The organism is Pseudonocardia sp. OZ21 (assembly GCF_059359135.1).
Genome location: NZ_JCADBN010000015.1, coordinates 1 through 18,355, shown reverse-complemented (window position 1 = coordinate 18,355; position 18,355 = coordinate 1). Strand labels below are relative to the sequence as shown.

Genomic DNA, 18,355 nt, shown 5'->3' with positions numbered 1-18,355 from the left:
TCAGCTCAGCCGCTGCTCGAGGTGGAACGCCACCTCGACACCCGCCGCGTGCTTGCCGATCAGCTTGCACAGGGCCGCCTTGATGGGGAGCCAGTGCGGGCCGCTGCCCGACGGCATCAGGGTGGCGGTGAACGGGTGGCCGTCGATCGTCCCGGCGACCTTGACGGGCCGCCTCGTGCCGAGGAGCTCGGCGGAGTCCGGCACGGTCACGTAGGTGGCGAAGGCTCCGTCCTTCTCGATCGGCGCGGTGAAGGCGTGGTCCAGCGGTTGGGTGGTGGTCTGCGTCATCGTCGGCTCCGGATCTCAGTGGTCCTGCAGGACCGCGCGCAGCCGGGTGGCGAACCGCTCGGGATCGTCGACGAACCCGGTGTGGTCGCCGGGGAACCGGGTCGGTGCGATACCGAGGGCGGCGGCGAGCGCGGTGGACGTGCGGTCACAGATCTGGCCGCCGGACTCCTCGCCGACGCCGACCACGATGCGGACCGGGCTGTCCCGCAGGACGGCGAGGTCGGGCTGCCAGCGGGTGGTAGGGCTCATCTCGTGGGCGAACCAGTGGTGTTCGTCCGCGACCGCCTGCGGGTCGCGTTCCCCTCCGAACATCTGCTCGATCACGCCGTCGGGCAGGTCGATCCGGGCCTGGGCGAAGAAGGTCGTCCACGCCCCCATGACGTCGCCCGCCAGGTAGGTGGCGATCATGCCCTCGGTCTGCGCGCGAAGCTGCTCACGGTCGTCGAGCAGCTCCGTGAGCGGGGGCTCGTGGGCCACGACGGTGTGCACCAGTTCGGGGTGGGCCTGGACGAGGGCCAGCGCGCTGACGGCTCCGCCGCTGGAGCCGAGCACCGCGGCCGGGCCTGCGTCGAGTTGGGTGAGCAGCCGGGCGAGGTCGTCGGCACGCATCTCCGGGGTGGAGTCCCGGTCGCGGTCGGCCACCTGGCTGCGGTTGACGCCACGGGGGTCGGTGGTGAGCACGGTGTGGTCGGCGGCGAGCAGGTCGGCCAGCGGCGCGAAGGCCGCCGCATCCATCGGGGCGCCGACGAGCACGACCACCGGGCCGTGGCCCCGTACTTCGTAGTGCAGCCGCGCGCCGGGGACCTCCAGGGTCGCGACGGTGGCGGGAACGGTCGACGGGGCGTTCATCGGGCCTCCTGGAACGGGCATGGTGCTCGGTCGGGAATGGGGACGCCCACCGTCGGGCAGAATCATCGCTCGTGGGCGAAATCTCTCAGAAGACCACGATTCCGGCGGCCGACGACCTGACCCGAGCCCGCGACGGCGACGACGCCGCGTTCTCCCGCCTCGTCGAGCCACTGCGCCGGGAGCTGCACGCCCACTGCTACGGCATGCTCGGGTCCACCCACGACGCCGACGACGCCCTGCAGGACGCACTGCTCCGGGCGTGGCGGGGGCTCGCGTCCTTCGAGGGGCGCAGCTCGCTGCGCTCGTGGTTGTACTCGGTGGTCACCCACGCCTGCCTCGACAGCGTCCGACGCCGGGGCAGGCGCGCGCTGCCCGTCGACCTCGGTCCGTCCAGCGAACGCGCCGTGGTCGACGCCGCCCCGCGGGGAGACGTCGCCTGGCTGGGTCCCTACCCCGACGCGGCCCTCACGGAGGGCCCGCTCAGCCCGGACGCGCGCTACGAACAGCGCGAGGCCGTCGAGCTCGCCTTCGTCGCCGCGTTGCAGCACCTGCCCGGCAACCAGCGGGCGGCGCTGCTGCTCTTCGAGGTGCTCGGCTTCTCCACCGCGGAGATCGCCACGATGATGAACACCTCGCGGGCAGCGGTGAACAGCGCGCTGCAGCGGGCACGCGTGATCGTCGCGGAGAAGGTGCCCTCTCCCACCCAGCAGCAGACGCTGCGGAAGATCGACGACGCCCGCAGGCGCGAGATCGTCGCCGGTTTCTCGTCCGCGATCGAACGCGGCGACGCCGACGCACTGGTCGCGCTGCTCACCGAGGACGTCACCTGGGAGATGCCGCCGCTGCCGCACTGGTACCACGGCCTGGAGGCCGTCACCGACTTCGCCGTGCGGGTACCGCTGACCGGATGTGGATCATGGCGGCACCTCCCCACCAGCGCCAACGGCCAGCCCGCGATGGGCTGCTACCTCTGGAACGACGCCGCCGGAGCCCATGTCGGGTGGTCGATCAACGTGCTGACCCTCCGCGGCGACCGGGTCGCGGAGATCACCTCGTTCATCGGCCCCGATAACTTCGCGCTTCTCGGGCTGCCCGCCTCACTGCCGTGATCGCGGCCCGGGTCCGAGGGTCATCCCGCGATGGGCACCTGGAGCTCGGTGACCCACCCGGCGCGGTCCTGCGGCCGCGCCAGTGAGAGCTCCCGGGCGTGCTCCGCGGTGAAGCCGTGGCCGTTGGCGCCGAGCCAGCGGGCCAGCGCCTGCACGGTGGGCAGGAAGTGGTCCATGGATCCGCAGTGCACGACGGTGGCGGCACGGTCGACACCGTCGATGTCGACGATCGGCGCGCCCTCGACGTGGTCGACGGCCACTGCGACCGGCAGGCCGGCACGCACCACCACGCCGCCGGTGCCCGGGACGTCCTCGTACCGGGTGACGGCGGGGCCGGTCGCCTGCACCCCGGCGGTGTCCAGGCAGCCGCGCAGCTCCTCGTGGAGGATGCGGACGACCGGCCCGATCTCCCGCGGGTCGAAGCTTCCCGAGGTGCCGGTCAGCTCGGCCACCCGCAGGGCCGGAAGGCTCTTCACGACGATGCCGTCGGTGGGCATGTGGTTCTCACTCTCGATCGTCCGGAGCCTCGCCTCGACCCTGGCCATGCGCGCCGCCGCGTCGGCCATGACCGTCTCCAGTTCCGCCCGCCGCAGCCGCAGCATCCCGCGCAGCTCCTCCGCACCGACGCGGTCGTGGAGGATCGACCGGACCTGGTGGAGGCTGAAGCCGAGGTCCTTCAGCGCGACGATCCGGTTGAGCTGCATGAGCTGCTCGGCCCGGTAGTGGCGGTAGCCGGTGGCCGGGTCGACGTGCGCGGGGCGCAGCAGCCCGATGGCGTCGTAGTGACGCAGCATGCGGACCGATACCCGGCCGTGCCCGGCGAAGTCTCCGATGGTGAACATGGCGGCTCCGAGTACAGGGCCTCACACGGTGAGAGGGTCAAGGGTAATGATCGGGGATTCGTCGGTACCCGATGGCAAGCTGCGCGGTATGACCGGATCTGATCCGAAAGCGGATCTCCACCGCTATCTGCAGGCTGCTCGCGAGGCCGTGCTGTGGAAGCTCGACGGGTTGTCGGAGTACTACAGCCGCCGCCCGCTGACGCCCACGGGCACCAACCTGCTGGGGCTGGTGAAGCACCTGGCCAGCGTCGAGTTCGGCTACTTCGGCGACACCTTCGGCCGGCCGTCGGACGAACCGCTGCCCTGGTTCGAGGACGACGCCGAACCCGACGCCGACCTGTGGGCCACCGCCGCCGAGTCGCGCGAGCAGATCATCGGCCTCTACCACCGGGCGTGGGCGCACTCGGACGCCACGATCGAGGCGCTGGCGCTCGACGCGCCCGGCCGGGTGCCGCACTGGCCCGCACCCCGCAACGAGGTCACGCTCCACCAGATCCTGGTGCACCTGATCGCCGAGACCCACCGGCACGCCGGGCACGCCGACATCGTCCGGGAGCTCATCGACGGGGCGGCCGGGCTACGGAAGGACAACGACAACATGACTCTGGCCGACCAGGAGCAGCGCCAGAGCCACCGGGACCGGCTGGAACGCGTGGCGCGGGAGGCCGGCCAGGGGGCCGCCGCGCTGCCCTCGTAGGTCAGGCCACAGGCGGCGGCCGGCGCCTGCTGTTCATACCCCTGCCGGGTACGCAATGATCCTTCGGAGGAACAGGGTGTCGACGGAGGTGGTCACGTGCGTTCCGGCGAATCCGGTCGTCATGACGTGCCCCACCGCTCTGTTCCACCGATCGGCTGGGCGGAGATCGAGTTCGAGGAGGGGTACCGGCGCGCTCGGCTGGTGACACTCGCCGCTCTGGGCATCATGTTCGTGTCGAGCGTCGCGATGCCGGTGATCGGGCTCGGAGTGGAACACCGGCTCACGCAGCAGTTGCTCGGCGCGGTCGGTATCGCGGCCTTCAGCGCCGGTCTCGGCTGGGCGCTGGTCAACGAGTTGCGGGCTGGACTCTCCTCCCGGGGTCGTCGCCTGTCGTCGTCGGCTCTGCTCGGCGCGTCGATCGTGTCCGTTCCGCTCGTCGGGCCGCTGGGAGCGGAGTCCGGCCGGTGGGAGAGCTGGGCCTGGCTGGGTGCCGCGCTCATCGGGGCCGTGCCTCTGCTGGTGCGCGGAGCGCCCGCTGCGAGCGCGGCGGTCGTGCTCACCGTTGCCGTGTCGGCGGCAGTGGGGTGGGCCAACGGTGGCGCGGTCGTCGAGTACGTCGTGATCACCGCAGGCATCGGCACCAGCCTGGCGCTGGTCAACGGTCTGCAGATCGGGCTGTGGCGGCTGGTCGTCCAGGCCCGCGACGGGCAGGACGCGCTGGCTCGGCTCGCGGTGAGCGAGGAGCGTCTGCGGTTCGCCCGGGACGTGCACGACCTCCTCGGCCACGACCTGTCGGTGATCGCGCTCAAGGCGGAGCTGGCCAAGCGGCTGGCGCCGATCGATGCCGAACGGTCCGGCGAGCAGGCCGCGGAGATCCAGCGCCTGGCCACCTCGGCTCTGGCGCAGGTCAGGCAGACGGTGCACGGCTACCGGGCCGTCGATCTGCGCGACCAGATCGACGCCGTCGAGCAGGTGCTCCGATCGGCCGGGGTGCGATGCGTCGTGCAGTTTCCCGACCGCGACCTGCCGGCCGAGGCGTCGCATCTGGTGCCGGTTCTCCGCGAGGCGGTCACCAACGTGCTGCGCCACAGCCGCGCCGCGCGCTGCACGATCGACGTCGACACACCACCCGAGCAGGTCCGGATGGTCGTGACGAACGACGGCGTGGCCCACGCGGCACCCGACCGGTACAGCGGGGGCCTGCGCGGCCTCGCCGATCGCCTGGCCGAGGTCGACGGCACGGTGAGCGTGCAGGCGCGGGCCGGCACGTTCACCCTCACGGCGAGGGTTCCGGTGCCCGCATGATCCGCGTTCTCCTCGCCGACGACGAACACCTCATCCGCGGTGCGGTGGCGGCACTCCTGGAACTCGAGCCCGACATCGAGGTGGTGGCCCAGGCCGGCGACGGGCGCGATACCGTCGGGCTGGTGCTGGCGCACCGGCCGGACGTCGCGGTCGTCGACCTGCAGATGCCCGGGCTGTCCGGTCTGGAGACCACCGTCGAGATCGCGGCGGCGGCGCCGTCGTGCGCGGTCGTCATCCTGACCGGTCACGGTCGCCCGCCGCTGCTGCGCCGCGCGTTGCGGAGCGGCGCGCGCGGGTTCGTCCCGAAGGGGTCACCAGCAGCTCTGCTCGCCGAGGTGATCCGCCGCGTGCACGAGGGTGGGCGTTACGTCGATCCGGCCCTGGCCGCCGACGCGCTGCTGGCCCCGGAGTGTCCCCTCACTCCTCGCGAGCTCGACGTCCTGCGGCTGGCGGGCGACGACATCCCGGTCGCTGTCATCGCCCGGCAGGCGCACCTGTCGCCGGGAACGGTGCGCAACTACCTCGCCGCGGCTGTCGCGAAGCTCGAAGCAGCCAGCAGGGCCGAGGCGATCTCCACGGCGCGCGAACACGGCTGGCTCTGACCACGGCGCGGCTCGCCGCACACGTGGACCATGCGAACCGCATGGCCGGGCGATGACATCGCGCATCTGTGACGTGCGGTGGTCCGCATCGAGCCTGAAGCCATGAACACCACTCCTCCCCCTACCTCCACTCCCAGCCGCCCCCGAGCCCGGACGACACGTGCCCTGGCCGCCGCGGCGAAGCGCTGGCCGACCGTCGTCGGAGTCGCAGCCGGCGCCGACTCACTCCTCGGTGAGGTCACGGACGACGCCACCCACGGCCTTGCCGAGGCCCTGCTGACGCTGCCGATGCTCTACGTGATCGTGGCGGCCCTGCGCAGTCGGCGCGCGACGTGGCCGGTGTTCTTCGTGTGCATCGCGCTGTTCATCGCGATGCGCCTACAGGACTGGATCGAGCCCTCCGTGGTCCTCCTTGCCATCGCTCTCGCGGCGGCGATCTGGGGCACCAGCCACGGACGCCATCGGGAGCGGGACTTCCGGCTGCAGCTCGTCGGGATGGCCGGGTTCGGAGCGCTCGCCGTCGCCGGACTGGTTGTCGATCCCGACCTCGGGCGGTACCTCGTGGCCGCCGGGTGGCTCGGCCACGCCGTGTGGGACTGGGTGCACCTGGCCAAGGACCGGGTGGTCTCGCGGTCCTACGCCGAGTGGTGCGGCGCTCTGGACCTGATGATCGCCGCCGGCCTGGTGTTCGGCCCGCTCCTCTGAGGACCGGTCCGATCGGGCCACAAGCAGATCTTATGCCCGTCCCACGGTAATCCCACTGGTCAAAAGCAATAGCGCGCCGCGGGCGGCGGTTCAATCAGGAGCAAGCTCGATGAGATCACCTCTGGAGGCTCCACGATGGAACTGCAAGGTCAAACCGCACTCGTCACCGGCGGCACCGCGGGAATCGGTCTCGAATCCGCCCGCCTGCTCGCCAGGGAAGGCGCCGACGTGATTATCACCGGGCGCGACGTGGAACGCGGCAAGAAGGCTGTCGAGGACATCCACGAGGCAGGTTCGGTGCGATTTGTCGCTGCCGACCTGGCCGACCTCGACTCCGTGGCCGAACTCGTCCGTGAGGCCGGGTCGGTGGACATCATCGTCAACGGCGCCGGCGCGTTCCCCGTCGCTCCCACGATCGAGCAGGAGGTCTCCTCGTTCGAGCGGATCTTCGACACCAACGTCCGGGGTGCCTACTTCCTCGTCGCCCAGCTCGTACCGCACATGCTCGAACAGGGCCGCGGCAGCATCATCAACATCACCTCCATCGCCGCGTGGAAGGGCATCCCCGGCGCTTCCGTCTACAGCGCGTCCAAGGCGGCGCTCACCTCGCTCACGCGCACCTGGGCCGCCGAGTTCGGTTCCAGTGGTGTGCGGGTGAACGCAGTCAGCCCCGGCCCCACCCGCACCGACGGGGTGCTGCTGGAGTGGGGCGAGAGCATCGAGGACATCGCCAAGACGCTTCCCCTGGGCCGTACGGCGCGAGCCCACGAGATCGCGGAGGCCGTCCTGTTCCTCGCCTCGCCCCGCACCAGCTACATGACGGGTTCGACGATTCACGTCGACGCCGGGAGCACCGCGATCTGAGGTACACCAGCACCCGTTTCCCTCCCGGTAAGGAGAGATGCATGTCCACATCAGAGGTCGTCGTCATCGCCTCGATGTCGCCGGCCGAGGGTCGGTGGGACCACGTTCAGGCAGCGCTCGGCAACGCGATCGAACAAACTCATGCGCAGGAGCCGCGCGTGCTGAGATACGCGATGTACGCGGGTCCCGACCGCCTGGTCATGATCGAGAAATATGCCGACGAAGCGGCCCTCGAGGCGCACACGAAGAGCCCGGCGCTGCGGGGGCTGATGGACGCGCTGGACGGTGCGTTGAGCGCCCCGATGGACGTCCAGGTGCTGGCCTCGGTGCCGGCAGGCGACCCGGAAAAGGGAGCGATCTGATCAGCACGGTCGAGCGCCCCGACGCGGGGTCGGGGCGACGACCAGCGCGGTCGCGGTTGCGCTCGCCACAATGGGCGGTATGGAAATCCGCGAACTGCGCGCCTTCGTGGTGGTGGTCGAGGAAGGTGGTCTGTCGGCAGCGGCGCGGAAGCTTCACGTCAGCCAGTCCGCACTGTCTCAGACCATCAACTCGCTGGAGCGCCGCGTCGGCGCACGGCTGTTGGTGCGCAGTCACGCCGGCTCCCGAACCACCGACGCCGGCGCGACTCTGCTGCGCGAGGCCCGGGGTCTGATCGAGCATCACGACCGGGTCACCGCCACCATGGCTGCCGTCACGTCGGCTGCCGAGTCGCAGGTGACGGCGGGCCAGATCCGCGTGGGCGCGCCGCTGGAGCTTCCCCTGGACCTGTTGCCGAGAGCCCTGGGGGAGCTCGCCAAGGCTTACCCCGACACGCGAGCCACGGTCGTGCATGCGTCCGGCACCACCCAGCTTGCGGCACTGCTGGCCGGTGAGCTCGACGTGGGGCTGGTGCGCGATCGACCCACCGATCCCCAACTCGACATCGTGCTGGCCGTTCGAGAAGCCATGGGCGTCATCCTCAGCTCCGCCCGCGCCGAGGAGATCCGCGGAGACACCGGCGTCCACCTGCACCGGCTCGCGGGTCTGCACTGGATGGGCTTCGCCCGGTCGGACAGCCCGGGGTGGCACGACCAGGTCACCGCCATCCTGCGCGCCGAGGGCATCGTCGTGGACGACCAACCGACGGACGACCGGCCGGTCACCCCGGAGGTCAAGCTCGCCGGCATCGGCACCGGCAGGGCGTTCGGGCTCGCCTCCCCCGGTTGGGGACAGCCCCTCCCGGACGGGCTGGAGTGGTACCCGCTGGTGGACAACCCGGTCGTGCGGCGGACCTGGGCCGTCTGGCCTGCCGCCACCCGGCACCGGGACATCGCTGCTCTGATCGCCGCCCTGGACATCACCGCGCGGTAGCGGACCGCGGAATCGGCGTGGTTCCGACAATTCCCCTCGCCTTTCTGCTGCCTCACCCAGAAAGCGTGACCACCATCGCGCCCACGAAGTGGGAGAGGCGAGTTAATGTACGGTCATTACCCAAGGTGAGGGGTTGGGACATGACCGTCGCAGTCAGCATCGTCGAGACCAGCGAACTGGGCGATCGGAGCTACATCGCCCATGACGGACAGTCAGCGATCGTGATCGATCCTCAACGTGATCTGGACCGCGTGGAGTCGGTGCTCGCCGCCCTCGGCCTGCGGTGCGCGGTCGTTCTGGAGACTCATATCCACAACGACTACGTGACCGGGGGGCTGGAGCTGAGCCGGCGTACGGGCGCTCGCTATGTGGTGGCCGCGGAGGACGCCGTGGAGTTCGAGCGGCACCCGGCACGCGACGGGGAGGAACTCCGGATCGGCCGGATGCACGTCCGCGTGATCGCGACACCCGGGCACACGGACACCCACCTCTCGTACCGGATCGACGACGGGAGCGGGCCGGCCGCGCTGTTCACCGGCGGGTCCCTGCTCTACGGCAGCGTCGGCCGCACCGACCTCGTCGACGCCGGGCGCACCGAGGAACTGACCCGCGCGCAGTACCACTCGGCCCGGAAACTGGTCGAGCTGAGTGCCGATGCGGACGAGGTCTACCCGACCCACGGCTTCGGCAGCTTCTGCTCCTCCGGCTCCGCCACCGGCGGCAGCGGCAGCACCATCGCGCAGGAGCGCGCCCGCAACGACGCCCTCACCGAGGACGACGAGGACGCGTTCGTCGAACACCTGATCGCCGGGCTGACCGCGTACCCGAGCTACTACGCGCACATGGGCGCGCGGAACCGGCAGGGCCCGGGGCCGGCCGACCTCTCCCCCGTCGGCCCGGTGGAGCCCGCCGCGCTGCGGGCGCGGATCGAGGCCGGCGAGTGGGTGGTCGACCTGCGCAGCCGCACCGCCTACTCCACCGCGCACATCGAGGGCACGATCGGGATCGAGCTCGGCCAGCAGTTCGCCACCTACCTCGGCTGGCTCGTCCCCTGGGGAACGCCACTCACCCTCGTCGGCGAGAGCGCGGAGCAGATCGCCGGCGCGCAACGTCAACTGGTGCGCATCGGCATCGACCGCCCGGACGGGTCCGCGATCGGCGGCCCGGACGAGCTGGCCGATCCCGACCGGGTCCACAGCTACCCGCGGGTCACGTTCGACCAGCTCGCCCGACCACGCGAGGACGGCGGCACCGTCGTTCTGGACGTACGCCGTCCCGACGAACGGGCGGCGGGTTCGATACCGGGTTCGACGCACATCCCGATGCACGCTCTCCTGAGCCGGCTCGGCGAGATCCCGACCGGACAGGTGTGGGTGCACTGCGCCTCGGGGTTCCGGGCCGGCATCGCGGCGAGCCTGCTCGACCGAGCCGGCTTCGACGTCGTGCTGGTCGACGACGAGTTCACCCGCGCCGTGAAGCTGGGCCTGACGGGCTGAACCGGATGCCGCTGCCGGGTCGTGTACGGGGTGGATCGACGAGCTGATCGTCACCACGGGTCGACAGCGTCGGCCCCTGGACGCACCCGGGAGGAACCGTGTCCACCAACCCCGCCGTCAACCCCGCCGTCATCTCGGCCATCCAGACCTACTTCCCCATCGTGTCCGCGATCGTCGTCGGGCTGGTCGTCGGTGCGATCGGGCACCGCGTCGTACGGCGAAGGCAGGGGATCGCGGGCTGGCGCACGGTTCTCGGCGCCATCGCCGGCGCCTTCGGCGGCACGGCCATCGCCGCCCTCGCCGGGGTGCCGACCTGGGCCCTGCTCTTCCAGGTCGTCATGGCCGTCCTCGCGGTCGTGGTCGTGACCCCGGCCTACCGCCGCAGGTTCGCCCGGCGCTGATCGCGGCCTGCCCCGGTCCGCCCTACGACTTCCGCATGATCAGCGGGGTCGACCGGAAGTACGACGCGGTGCGGCCACGAGGAGCCGTTGAGCCGAGGTGAAGGGCCCCGGTCGATCCCAGACTGAATGGACGGACAGGCACCACGCCCGTTCGGGCGGACCACCGCCACGACTCCTCGACAAGGAGACGCTCGATGCCGTCGGCCCTCGCCGTCACCGCCCTCCAGGATTCCCAGCAGCTCTGGGGTCCCGTCGTGGCCGCCGGAATGGTCCTCGCCGTTCTGGCGTACCTCGTCTTCTTCATCGCCGCGCTGATCAGCGTGCTGGGGAGCCACCAGAGCGGGGGCATGAAGCTGGTCTGGATCATCTTCGCCTTCTGTGCGCCTTTCCTCGGCCCACTGCTGTGGTTCGTGGTCGGACGCAGGCAGAGCGCAGTCCGGACCTGACGCGTTCGACCACAGTCGCCGTCGACCAGACCTTCGATCCGGTGCTCTCGACGCGTGATGGATGTCGATCGCGGCGTCACTGGGACACGGTGAGTCACCGCGTTCGCCCACGGAACCGTTCCTGGGCCGCCGGTGAGGGGGTAGCCGTGCTCAGGGCACCCGACAGCGGAGGCATCGATCGACCGTCCGCGACCCGCACCGTCCGGCGCTGGGCACTGATCGCGCTGGTCGCCCACGTCGGGTTCGTGCTGACGTGGTTGGTCGCCCCGCTGTGGCAGCCACCGGGTTACAGCGTCCTCGCCCACTCGATCAGCGACATGTACGCCACCGGCGCCCCGGGCGCGTGGGTGCTGATCGTGGTGTTCACCCTGTGCGGCGCGGCGCTGGTCGGGTTCGCGGCGCGGTCGGTGTGGCCGATGCTGCGGCCCGCCGGTCGGCCGGCCGCGATCGGTTCGCTCCTGCTCGCGCTGTCCGTCTACGGCGGCGGGGACCTGTCGGCCGCGTTCGGCCGGCTTCCCTGCAGCCAGGCAGAACCCGGCTGCACCGCGGCCGCGCAGCTCGCCGACGGTGACGGGGTCGTCCACAGCGTGATCAGCGCCGTCGGGCTGCTCCTGTTCGCGGTGGCGTTCCTCTACCTCGGCTCGGCCATGAGCCGCGTGTCCGGCTGGACGCGCTACGCCTGGGCGGCGCGCGGGCTGGCGCTGCTGTTCTTCGCCCTGTGTGTCGTCACCGGCCAGGCCGGCCCCCTCGGTCTGGTCGGCCTGTTCCAGCGCGTGGGGGCCACGACCGGCGCCGCCGGCATCGTCGCGCTCGCGGTGGCGGTCCTGCACCGCGCCCCGGCTCCAGCACCGCGCCGCGCGTGAGACAGGCCGCGGCGGGGTGCGGTCCGCCGTCCGCCTGACGAAATAGCCTGGATCCCGTGGACCTGGCCGGACGGCGTCGAGAGCTCGCCGAGCTGACGCGCCTGCTCGACCGCGCCGCTGCCGGATCGGGAGACGTCCTGGTCGTGGCCGGCCCACCCGGGTCCGGGCGCACGGCGCTGGCCGACGTCGCCGCCGCGACGGCCCGGGAGCAGGGGTTCGAGGTCCTCCGGGGGACGCCGGCAGGCGGGAACCCAGGACGCCAGGTGTGGGCGCAGCTGGTACGCGACGCCGGTGGGCCCGACGAGCTGGCCGCCCGCCTGCTCGACGAGCCGGAGTTCTCCGATCTCGACGCGGCGACCGTCGCACTGTGCTCGACGCCACGCCGGCTGATCGTCGTCGACGATGTGGATCTGGGCGGCCCGGACGCGCTGGCGCTGCTGGCACTGCTGGCGGGGCGGGTGGTGGGCAGGCCGGTCGCCCTGCTCGCGACCTCGGCAGCACCGCTGGGCATGGCCGACGAGGTGTGGCTGGGGCCGTTGAGCCCCGCCGGTATCGGCGAGGTGACCGGCGAGGCACGCCCCGAGGTGCGCCACGCGCTGTGGGTGGCCTCGCGCGGTCTACCGGGCCCGGCCCGCGCGCTGGCGGCGACTATCGACGCCGACGCGAGCGGTGATCCGGTCGTGGCGCTCGCCTTGGGCACGGCGTCGCGCGAGGGCTTCCTCGAGGTCGACTCCGGGTTGGTCGGGCTGCTGGAGACGGCGCTGACCCGGGCGTGTGACGACGCCACCCGCGCCCGGCTGAAAGCACGGCTCGCCCACGGGCTGCTCGGCGACACCGGCGTCGCGGCCCGGCGCCGCGTCCTCGTCGAGGAGGCCCTCGCCCTGGCCCGCCGCAACGGTGACCGGGCGGTACTCGCCGAGGTCCTCGACGCTCGGCTGCACGCGTTGTGGGATCCAGGAGGGGCGCAGGACCGGCTCGCCGCGGCCGGCGAGATCGTCGACCTGGCCCGCGGATCCGCGGATCTGGGGCTCGAGCGCCGCGGCATCTTCTGGCGATTCGTGGCGCTGATGGAGCTGGGCCGGATCGGGGAGGCGGAGACGGCACTGGCCGCGTTCGAACGCGAGGCCCGCATCGCGGGCGACACGGCGGGCGCGGTGATGGTCGTGTCCCGGTACGCGATGCTGGCTACGGTGCGCGGCGGGTTCGACGAGGCCCACCGGCTGATCGAGGAGGTCGCCGAGCAGGGCAGGCGGGTGGGGCTGGCCGACACCGACCGGCTCGTCATCACCCTGCGGTGGGCGATCACGCTGCTGCGCGGGGACCCACCGACTACCGACGACCAGGCCGAACTGGAGCGACTGCGCGCCTTCTCGCGTCGCCACCCCGGGCACCTCTACGAGGCCACGGCGGCCCGGTTCCTGGTGTCGCTCGGCAGGACGGCGGAGGCCGGCCTGGAGCTGGAACGCGCCCTGCCCCGCGTGCTGGCCGGCACGGGGCCGCGCTGGCTCGGGGCGGCCGCGGACCTCGCCGCGGTGGCCGTCGCCACTGGGAACACGGCAGCCGCCACCCGGCTGTACGAGGCGCTGGCCGGCTACCGGGGGCGGCTGGTGGTGTGGGCGGGCGCCAACACGGTCACGGGACCGGTCGCGCACCATCTCGGCATCCTCGCCACCCACCTCGGCCTGCTCGACGAGGCGGTCGAACTGCTCACGGAAGCCGCCGCGTGGGAGGAGGAGAACGGCGCGCTGCCCTTCCTCGCCCACACCGTGGCCGCGCTGGCCGACACGCTCGCCCGACGCGGCCACGACGGCGACGCCGAACTGGCCCGCGCCCATCGCCGGCGCGCACGCGACATCGCCGCCCCGCTGGGCATGCCGGAGCCGGCAGCGGCGTTCATCCCGCCGCCCGACGAGTGGACGCTGCGCCGCGACGGGACGGACTGGCTACTCGAGGCCGGGGACGAGCGGGCCCGGCTCCGCGACGGCCGCGGTGTCGCCTACCTCCGCGCGCTCCTCGCAGCGTCCGGGCAGGAGATCTCGTCGCTCGACCTGGCCGCCGGCGGCGCGGGCCTGGCCGCTGTCGCGGCGGAGCCGGTGCTCGACGACGCCGCCCGTAATACGTACCGGAGGCGCCTGACCGCGCTCGAGGAAGCGCTCGACGTCGCCGACGCCACGGGCGACATCCCCGGCGCCGAGCGCGCGGCCACCGAGCGCGCCGCCCTGCTCGACGAGCTTCGCCGGGCCACCGGCCTGGGCGGACGAGGCAGAACCGTGTCCGGCGCCGACGAGCGGGCGAGGGTGAACGTCACCCGCACCCTGCGCGGAGTCATCGACGCCATCACCCGAGCGGCCCCGGAAGCCGGGGCCCATCTGTCCGCGTCGATCCGCACCGGCCGGGCGTGCCGCTACCAGGTGGCGCCCGGCGGGCCCGCCCGATGGCACGTCTGAGCCGCTACGCGCAGTGGTTCGGCAGCCCGACGGTCATGAGCATCGACTTCGGCGCCCGCAGCGCCGTACCTACCCCGTGAGCCGCGCGCCGGGCACCCGCCATCCGGGGCTCACGTCAGGCACCCCCCTGCGAGACGGCGGGGCAGCATCGCGCCGGCCCATGACGCACCTCACTGCGCTCCCGCTGATCAGCTTGGGGCGAACGCGCGCCCGAGCGGCCGCGCGGACCGCCCCAGGCGCACCGGCCGGGCTTTTCGGTGCCGCCAAACGGGTGGTTCCCGCTGCCGATCTGATCTTCAATACTGCGGTTAATGCGATACAAATCGGACGAAGCGGCCTGTGACAACCTGTCGAAGATGATTATTGGTATAACCTTGACCATTCCTTGAACCCGAGGATCTCACTGTAACAGCTGCTGGATGGCGCGCGCAGCGTCACATAGCATGGAATCCCCTCGCGTTCGGGTTACACTTTCCTGCGGGGAGGTCCAGGCGAGTGAAAACTGACGCGTCGTGAAACATCGCGGCCCGATCTGACGATTTCCCGGATGCCTCTCTCCGACAGCCAGTTCTCGGGACCGTCGGCCGGAAGTGCGGTTCCCCGCCACCGCCCCGGCACCAGGAGATCGCTCTGACCGCGATCTGAACCCTGATGAGCGATCGCACGTAGGGGAGTTGAGTGCTCGCACGTAAGGAGGATTGATGATCTTGCTCCGGCATGGTGGGTTCGACCCGTCGTCGCTGGTCGACGATGTGCCGGATGCGAATTTCGGGACACTCCTTCTTGATCATCTGGATCAGTTTCATGGAAGTGTCCCCGGTCACTTTCGACTGCATCCTATTCCCGAGCACGAGAGCGATGCGCATCACTTTTCAATTCCCCCTAGAACCGGGTTGCCGCGGTCCTGCCGCGAGCTCCTCGGAACCCGTATCGAAACTGTCAACTTCCTGTGCAAGGAGCTCGTGTAGTGGGAGAGTCGATCGAGGTGATGACAGCCCCGGTGGCTGCACCTCCAACCGTTCGGAGTAACTCTCCGGCCATCCAGGATGGTCCGTCAGACTCCCTGACCAGCATCGAACTGGGCCTCGCCGAGGTGCTGGCGGACGTCGTGCACGTCGACCGGGTGCCGGTCGACAGCCACTTCTTCGACGATCTCGGTGCCGACTCGCTTGTCATGGCGCATTTCTGCGCGCGCGTCAGGAAACGGGCAGACCTCCCGTCGGTATCGATAAAGGACGTCTACCGGCACCAGACCATCGCAAGCCTGGCGAAGGCCGTCGCGGTCACGGCGCCCGCAGTCGTCGCGGCACCGTCCCCGACCGTCGGGTTCGCCGCCCCGGCGATCGAGATGATCGAGAGCCCGACCCCGGAACCAGTCGCGGCCAGGGCCACCGGCAAGCTGGAGTACTTCGTCTGCGGAACGCTGCAGATCCTGATCTTCCTCGCATACTCCTATCTCGCTGCGCTCGTCACCAACGCAGGCTACGAGTGGATCTCCGCCGCTTCCCGGCTCATTGATATCTACCTGCGGTCACTCCTGTTCGGCAGCGGCGCCGTCATCGGCCTGTGCGTCCTTCCCATCGTGGCCAAATGGTTGATCATCGGCCGCTGGAAGCCCCAGGAGATCCGGGTCTGGAGCTTGACCTACGTCCGCTTCTGGACCGTCAAGACGCTCATCCGGACCAACCCGCTGCTCCTGTTCATCGGCGGTCGGTCGCGCATGAGCACGACCTCACCGCTCTACAACCTGTACCTGAGCGCGCTCGGCGCAAAGATCGGGCGCGGGGCCGTGATCTTCTCTCGGAACGTGCCGGTGTGCACCGATCTGCTCACGGTCGGTGCCGGCGCCGTGATCCGGAAGGACGCGTTCTTCAACTGCTACCGGGCCGAGGCCGGCGTCATCCGGACCGGCGCGGTCACCCTCGGGAAGGGTGCGTTCGTCGGCGAGATGAGCGTGCTCGACATCAACACCTCGGTCGGCGACGGGGGCCAACTCGGGCACGCCTCCTCACTGAACGCCGGCCAGGCCGTTCCCGCCGGCGGGCGCTGGTCCGGATCCCCGGCGCAGCAGACGGAGGAGAACTTCCGCCTGCCCAGCCCGGCGCCCAGCCGTAACACCGTCAAGAGGGCGTTCTTCGGCGTCACGCAGGCGCTCGGCGTGCTGGTCGTGGGAATGCCGGTGCTGGTCGGCGGCCTGGTGGTCCTGCTCGCCGAGGTTCCGCAGCTCAATGAGCTCATGGACGCGGACCCGGTGGCTCTCGAGAGCTGGTGGTTCTACCGCGACGCCCTGATCTTCTCGACCTCGGTCTTCTTCGGCTTCCTGATCCTCGCGCTGCTGTTCGTGGGTATCGTCCCTCGGCTCCTGAACAAGGCCATCACACCGGGGAAGCTCTACCCCTTGTACGGATTCCACCACTGGGCCCACCGAGCGATCGCGCGCACGACGAACATGCGGTTCTTCGTGAACCTCTTCGGTGACAGCTCCTACATCGTCCCCTACTTCAAGTGGGTCGGGTTCAAGCTCGACCCGGTCGTGCAGACCGGGTGCAACTTCGGCATGGACGTCCGGACCGAGAACCCGTTCCTCACCTCCGTCGGCAGCGGGACGGTGGTCGCCGACGGGCTGTCGGTCATGAATGCCGAGTTCTCGAGCACGTCCTTCCGGGTGTCGCCCGCCGCCATCGGGGCGAACAACTTCCTCGGCAACTTCATCGTCTATCCGGCACAGGGCAAGACGGGCGACAACTGCCTTCTCGCCACGAAGGTCGGGATTCCGGTCGACGGAGAGGTCCGGCAGGACACCGGGGTTCTGGGCTCGACGAGCTTCGAGATTCCGCGCTCGGTCCAACGCGACACCAAGATGGCTCATCTGACGAGGGTGAAGCGCCGTCACGCCATCGCGGCGAAGAACAGGTACGACCTGGTCAGCATGGCGCTGCTGCTGCTGGTGCGGTGGTTCCTCTTCTTCGTGGTGTCCGTGGCCCTGCTCGCCACCGCGGACTTCTACGGGGCGCTCGGCGCGCTGGTGATCGCCGCGCTCGGCGTGTTCATGTTCGTGTTCGGCACCTTCTACGTGGTGCTGGTCGAACGCATCGTCACAGGGTTCAGGCCTCTCCAGCCCCAGTACTGCTCGATCTACGACCGGTACTTCTGGTGGCACGAGCGCTACTGGAAGCTGCTGGCACAGCCGAGGTTGCTCGACGGCACCCCGTTCAAGAACTTGGTCTGGCGGCTTCTGGGAGTCCGGATCGGAAAGTATGTCTTCGACGATGGTTGCGCCATCATCGAGAAGACGCTGACCACGATCGGCGACAATGCCACCCTCAATGCGGGGAGTCGACTCCAGGGTCATTCGCAGGAGGACGGGGCCTTCAAGTCGGGTTACATCACCATCGGTGCGGGCTCCACACTCGGCGTCGGCTCCCTGGTCCATTACGGCGCGACGGTGGGCGATGGTGCGGTCATCGATGCCGATTCCTTCGTGATGAAGGGTACGGACGTCCCGGCCGCCGACCATTGGGCGGGAAACCCCGCCAGAGAAATGAATGTCGATCGCACCGCCCCTGGTCGGCGGTAAGTAGCACCGTGACCGCGGTAAGTGGAGGGAAGACTGTCATGGGAATGCCAGCGGAAGCCGGCCGGGAGTTCTGGCGCGGGGTGCTCGTCGCCGGTGGTTTCACCGCGATCCCACGCTGGACGCTCGACGCGGCGGCCGGTGTCGCCGAGTACGAGGCGCCGGTTCCCGACGCGCTGGTGACGGCCGGGCACCGGTTGGCGGAGGACCTGGCGGTGCCGTTCAGTTCGGTGCTGCTCGCCGCCCACGCCACGGTGCTCGCCGCATTGTCCGGCGAGCAGGACGTCACCACCGGCTACGTCGCCACGGACGGCCGGACGCTGCCCCTCCGGCTCACCACCGAGTCGAACTCGTGGCGGGCGCTGCTCGCCGACACCCGACGGGTCGAGTCGGATCTGGTGTCGCATCAGGACTTCCCGATCGAGGACCTGCGGCGCGAGCTGGGTGTGGCCGGACCGTCCTTCGAGACCGTGCTCGACCCGACCGGCACCGCGGGTGCGCTCGCCGAGGGCAC

The 18,355-nt window shown here is 70.6% G+C and carries 17 protein-coding genes and 1 pseudogene; 15 read left to right on the top strand and 3 right to left on the bottom strand.

Features of this window, described 5'->3' with window-relative positions:
* Together AC5L35_RS28475 and AC5L35_RS28470 are read right to left on the bottom strand one after the other, a co-directional pair.
* Window positions 1-288 carry a DUF1905 domain-containing protein gene (locus AC5L35_RS28475; protein WP_495062795.1) on the bottom strand — a complete coding sequence of 96 codons (288 nt, stop codon included), beginning with the start codon at window positions 286-288 and terminating at the stop codon, window positions 1-3.
* Window positions 289-303: 15 nt separating this feature from the next.
* A complete protein-coding gene (locus AC5L35_RS28470) occupies window positions 304-1,137 on the bottom strand; it encodes an alpha/beta fold hydrolase (RefSeq protein WP_495062794.1) in 834 nt (277 codons plus the stop codon).
* A gap of 80 nt (window positions 1,138-1,217) precedes the next feature.
* Between AC5L35_RS28470 and AC5L35_RS28465 the strand changes: the two genes are divergently transcribed.
* Window positions 1,218-2,246 carry a sigma-70 family RNA polymerase sigma factor gene (locus AC5L35_RS28465; protein WP_495062933.1) on the top strand — a complete coding sequence of 343 codons (1,029 nt, stop codon included), beginning with the start codon at window positions 1,218-1,220 and terminating at the stop codon, window positions 2,244-2,246.
* A gap of 20 nt (window positions 2,247-2,266) precedes the next feature.
* Here the strand turns inward: AC5L35_RS28465 and AC5L35_RS28460 are convergent, their stop codons facing one another.
* Complete coding sequence (locus tag AC5L35_RS28460) at window positions 2,267-3,088, bottom strand: MerR family transcriptional regulator (RefSeq protein ID WP_495062793.1); 822 nt, start codon at window positions 3,086-3,088, stop codon at window positions 2,267-2,269.
* An 88-nt stretch (window positions 3,089-3,176) separates the two neighbouring features.
* On the opposite strand from AC5L35_RS28460, the gene AC5L35_RS28455 reads away from it, so the two are divergent.
* The 14 genes and pseudogenes from AC5L35_RS28455 to AC5L35_RS28390 form a co-directional block, all read left to right on the top strand.
* Window positions 3,177-3,785 carry a DinB family protein gene (locus tag AC5L35_RS28455; protein ID WP_495062792.1) on the top strand — a complete coding sequence of 203 codons (609 nt, stop codon included), beginning with the start codon at window positions 3,177-3,179 and terminating at the stop codon, window positions 3,783-3,785.
* Window positions 3,786-3,881: 96 nt separating this feature from the next.
* Window positions 3,882-5,090 (top strand): sensor histidine kinase, encoded by a 1,209-nt coding sequence (locus AC5L35_RS28450; RefSeq protein WP_495062791.1) that lies wholly within the window; start codon window positions 3,882-3,884, stop codon window positions 5,088-5,090.
* Complete coding sequence (locus tag AC5L35_RS28445; protein ID WP_495062790.1) at window positions 5,087-5,692, top strand: response regulator; 606 nt, start codon at window positions 5,087-5,089, stop codon at window positions 5,690-5,692. Before AC5L35_RS28450 ends, AC5L35_RS28445 begins: the two co-directional genes overlap by 4 nt.
* Before the next feature lie 102 nt (window positions 5,693-5,794).
* Window positions 5,795-6,397, top strand: a complete 603-nt coding sequence (locus AC5L35_RS28440; protein ID WP_495062789.1) for a hypothetical protein — start codon at window positions 5,795-5,797, stop codon at window positions 6,395-6,397.
* A gap of 135 nt (window positions 6,398-6,532) precedes the next feature.
* Entirely contained in the window at window positions 6,533-7,261 is a 729-nt protein-coding gene (locus AC5L35_RS28435) for an SDR family NAD(P)-dependent oxidoreductase (RefSeq protein ID WP_495062788.1), read from the top strand.
* A gap of 41 nt (window positions 7,262-7,302) precedes the next feature.
* Window positions 7,303-7,623: a putative quinol monooxygenase gene (locus AC5L35_RS28430; protein WP_495062787.1), complete on the top strand. Its 321-nt coding sequence runs from the start codon at window positions 7,303-7,305 to the stop codon at window positions 7,621-7,623.
* A gap of 79 nt (window positions 7,624-7,702) precedes the next feature.
* The gene (locus AC5L35_RS28425) at window positions 7,703-8,614 is read left to right on the top strand and encodes a LysR family transcriptional regulator (RefSeq protein ID WP_495062786.1); all 912 of its coding nucleotides are present in this window, start codon (window positions 7,703-7,705) and stop codon (window positions 8,612-8,614) included.
* Window positions 8,615-8,754: 140 nt separating this feature from the next.
* On the top strand, window positions 8,755-10,110 hold the full coding sequence (locus AC5L35_RS28420; RefSeq protein WP_495062785.1) for an MBL fold metallo-hydrolase: 1,356 nt from the start codon (window positions 8,755-8,757) through the stop codon (window positions 10,108-10,110).
* Between the two features lie 98 nt (window positions 10,111-10,208).
* The gene (locus AC5L35_RS28415) at window positions 10,209-10,511 is read left to right on the top strand and encodes a GlsB/YeaQ/YmgE family stress response membrane protein (RefSeq protein WP_495062784.1); all 303 of its coding nucleotides are present in this window, start codon (window positions 10,209-10,211) and stop codon (window positions 10,509-10,511) included.
* 194 nt (window positions 10,512-10,705) lie between these two features.
* The gene (locus tag AC5L35_RS28410; RefSeq protein WP_495062783.1) at window positions 10,706-10,957 is read left to right on the top strand and encodes a PLD nuclease N-terminal domain-containing protein; all 252 of its coding nucleotides are present in this window, start codon (window positions 10,706-10,708) and stop codon (window positions 10,955-10,957) included.
* Window positions 10,958-11,103: 146 nt separating this feature from the next.
* Window positions 11,104-11,820 (top strand): DUF998 domain-containing protein, encoded by a 717-nt coding sequence (locus AC5L35_RS28405; RefSeq protein ID WP_495062782.1) that lies wholly within the window; start codon window positions 11,104-11,106, stop codon window positions 11,818-11,820.
* A 56-nt stretch (window positions 11,821-11,876) separates the two neighbouring features.
* Window positions 11,877-14,267 carry an AAA family ATPase gene (locus AC5L35_RS28400; protein WP_495062781.1) on the top strand — a complete coding sequence of 797 codons (2,391 nt, stop codon included), beginning with the start codon at window positions 11,877-11,879 and terminating at the stop codon, window positions 14,265-14,267.
* A gap of 1,093 nt (window positions 14,268-15,360) precedes the next feature.
* Window positions 15,361-17,844, top strand: coding sequence for a Pls/PosA family non-ribosomal peptide synthetase (locus AC5L35_RS28395; RefSeq protein ID WP_495062780.1), 2,484 nt, complete (start codon window positions 15,361-15,363; stop codon window positions 17,842-17,844).
* 38 nt (window positions 17,845-17,882) lie between these two features.
* A pseudogene (locus AC5L35_RS28390) lies at window positions 17,883-18,355 on the top strand (non-ribosomal peptide synthetase); the annotation flags it as partial.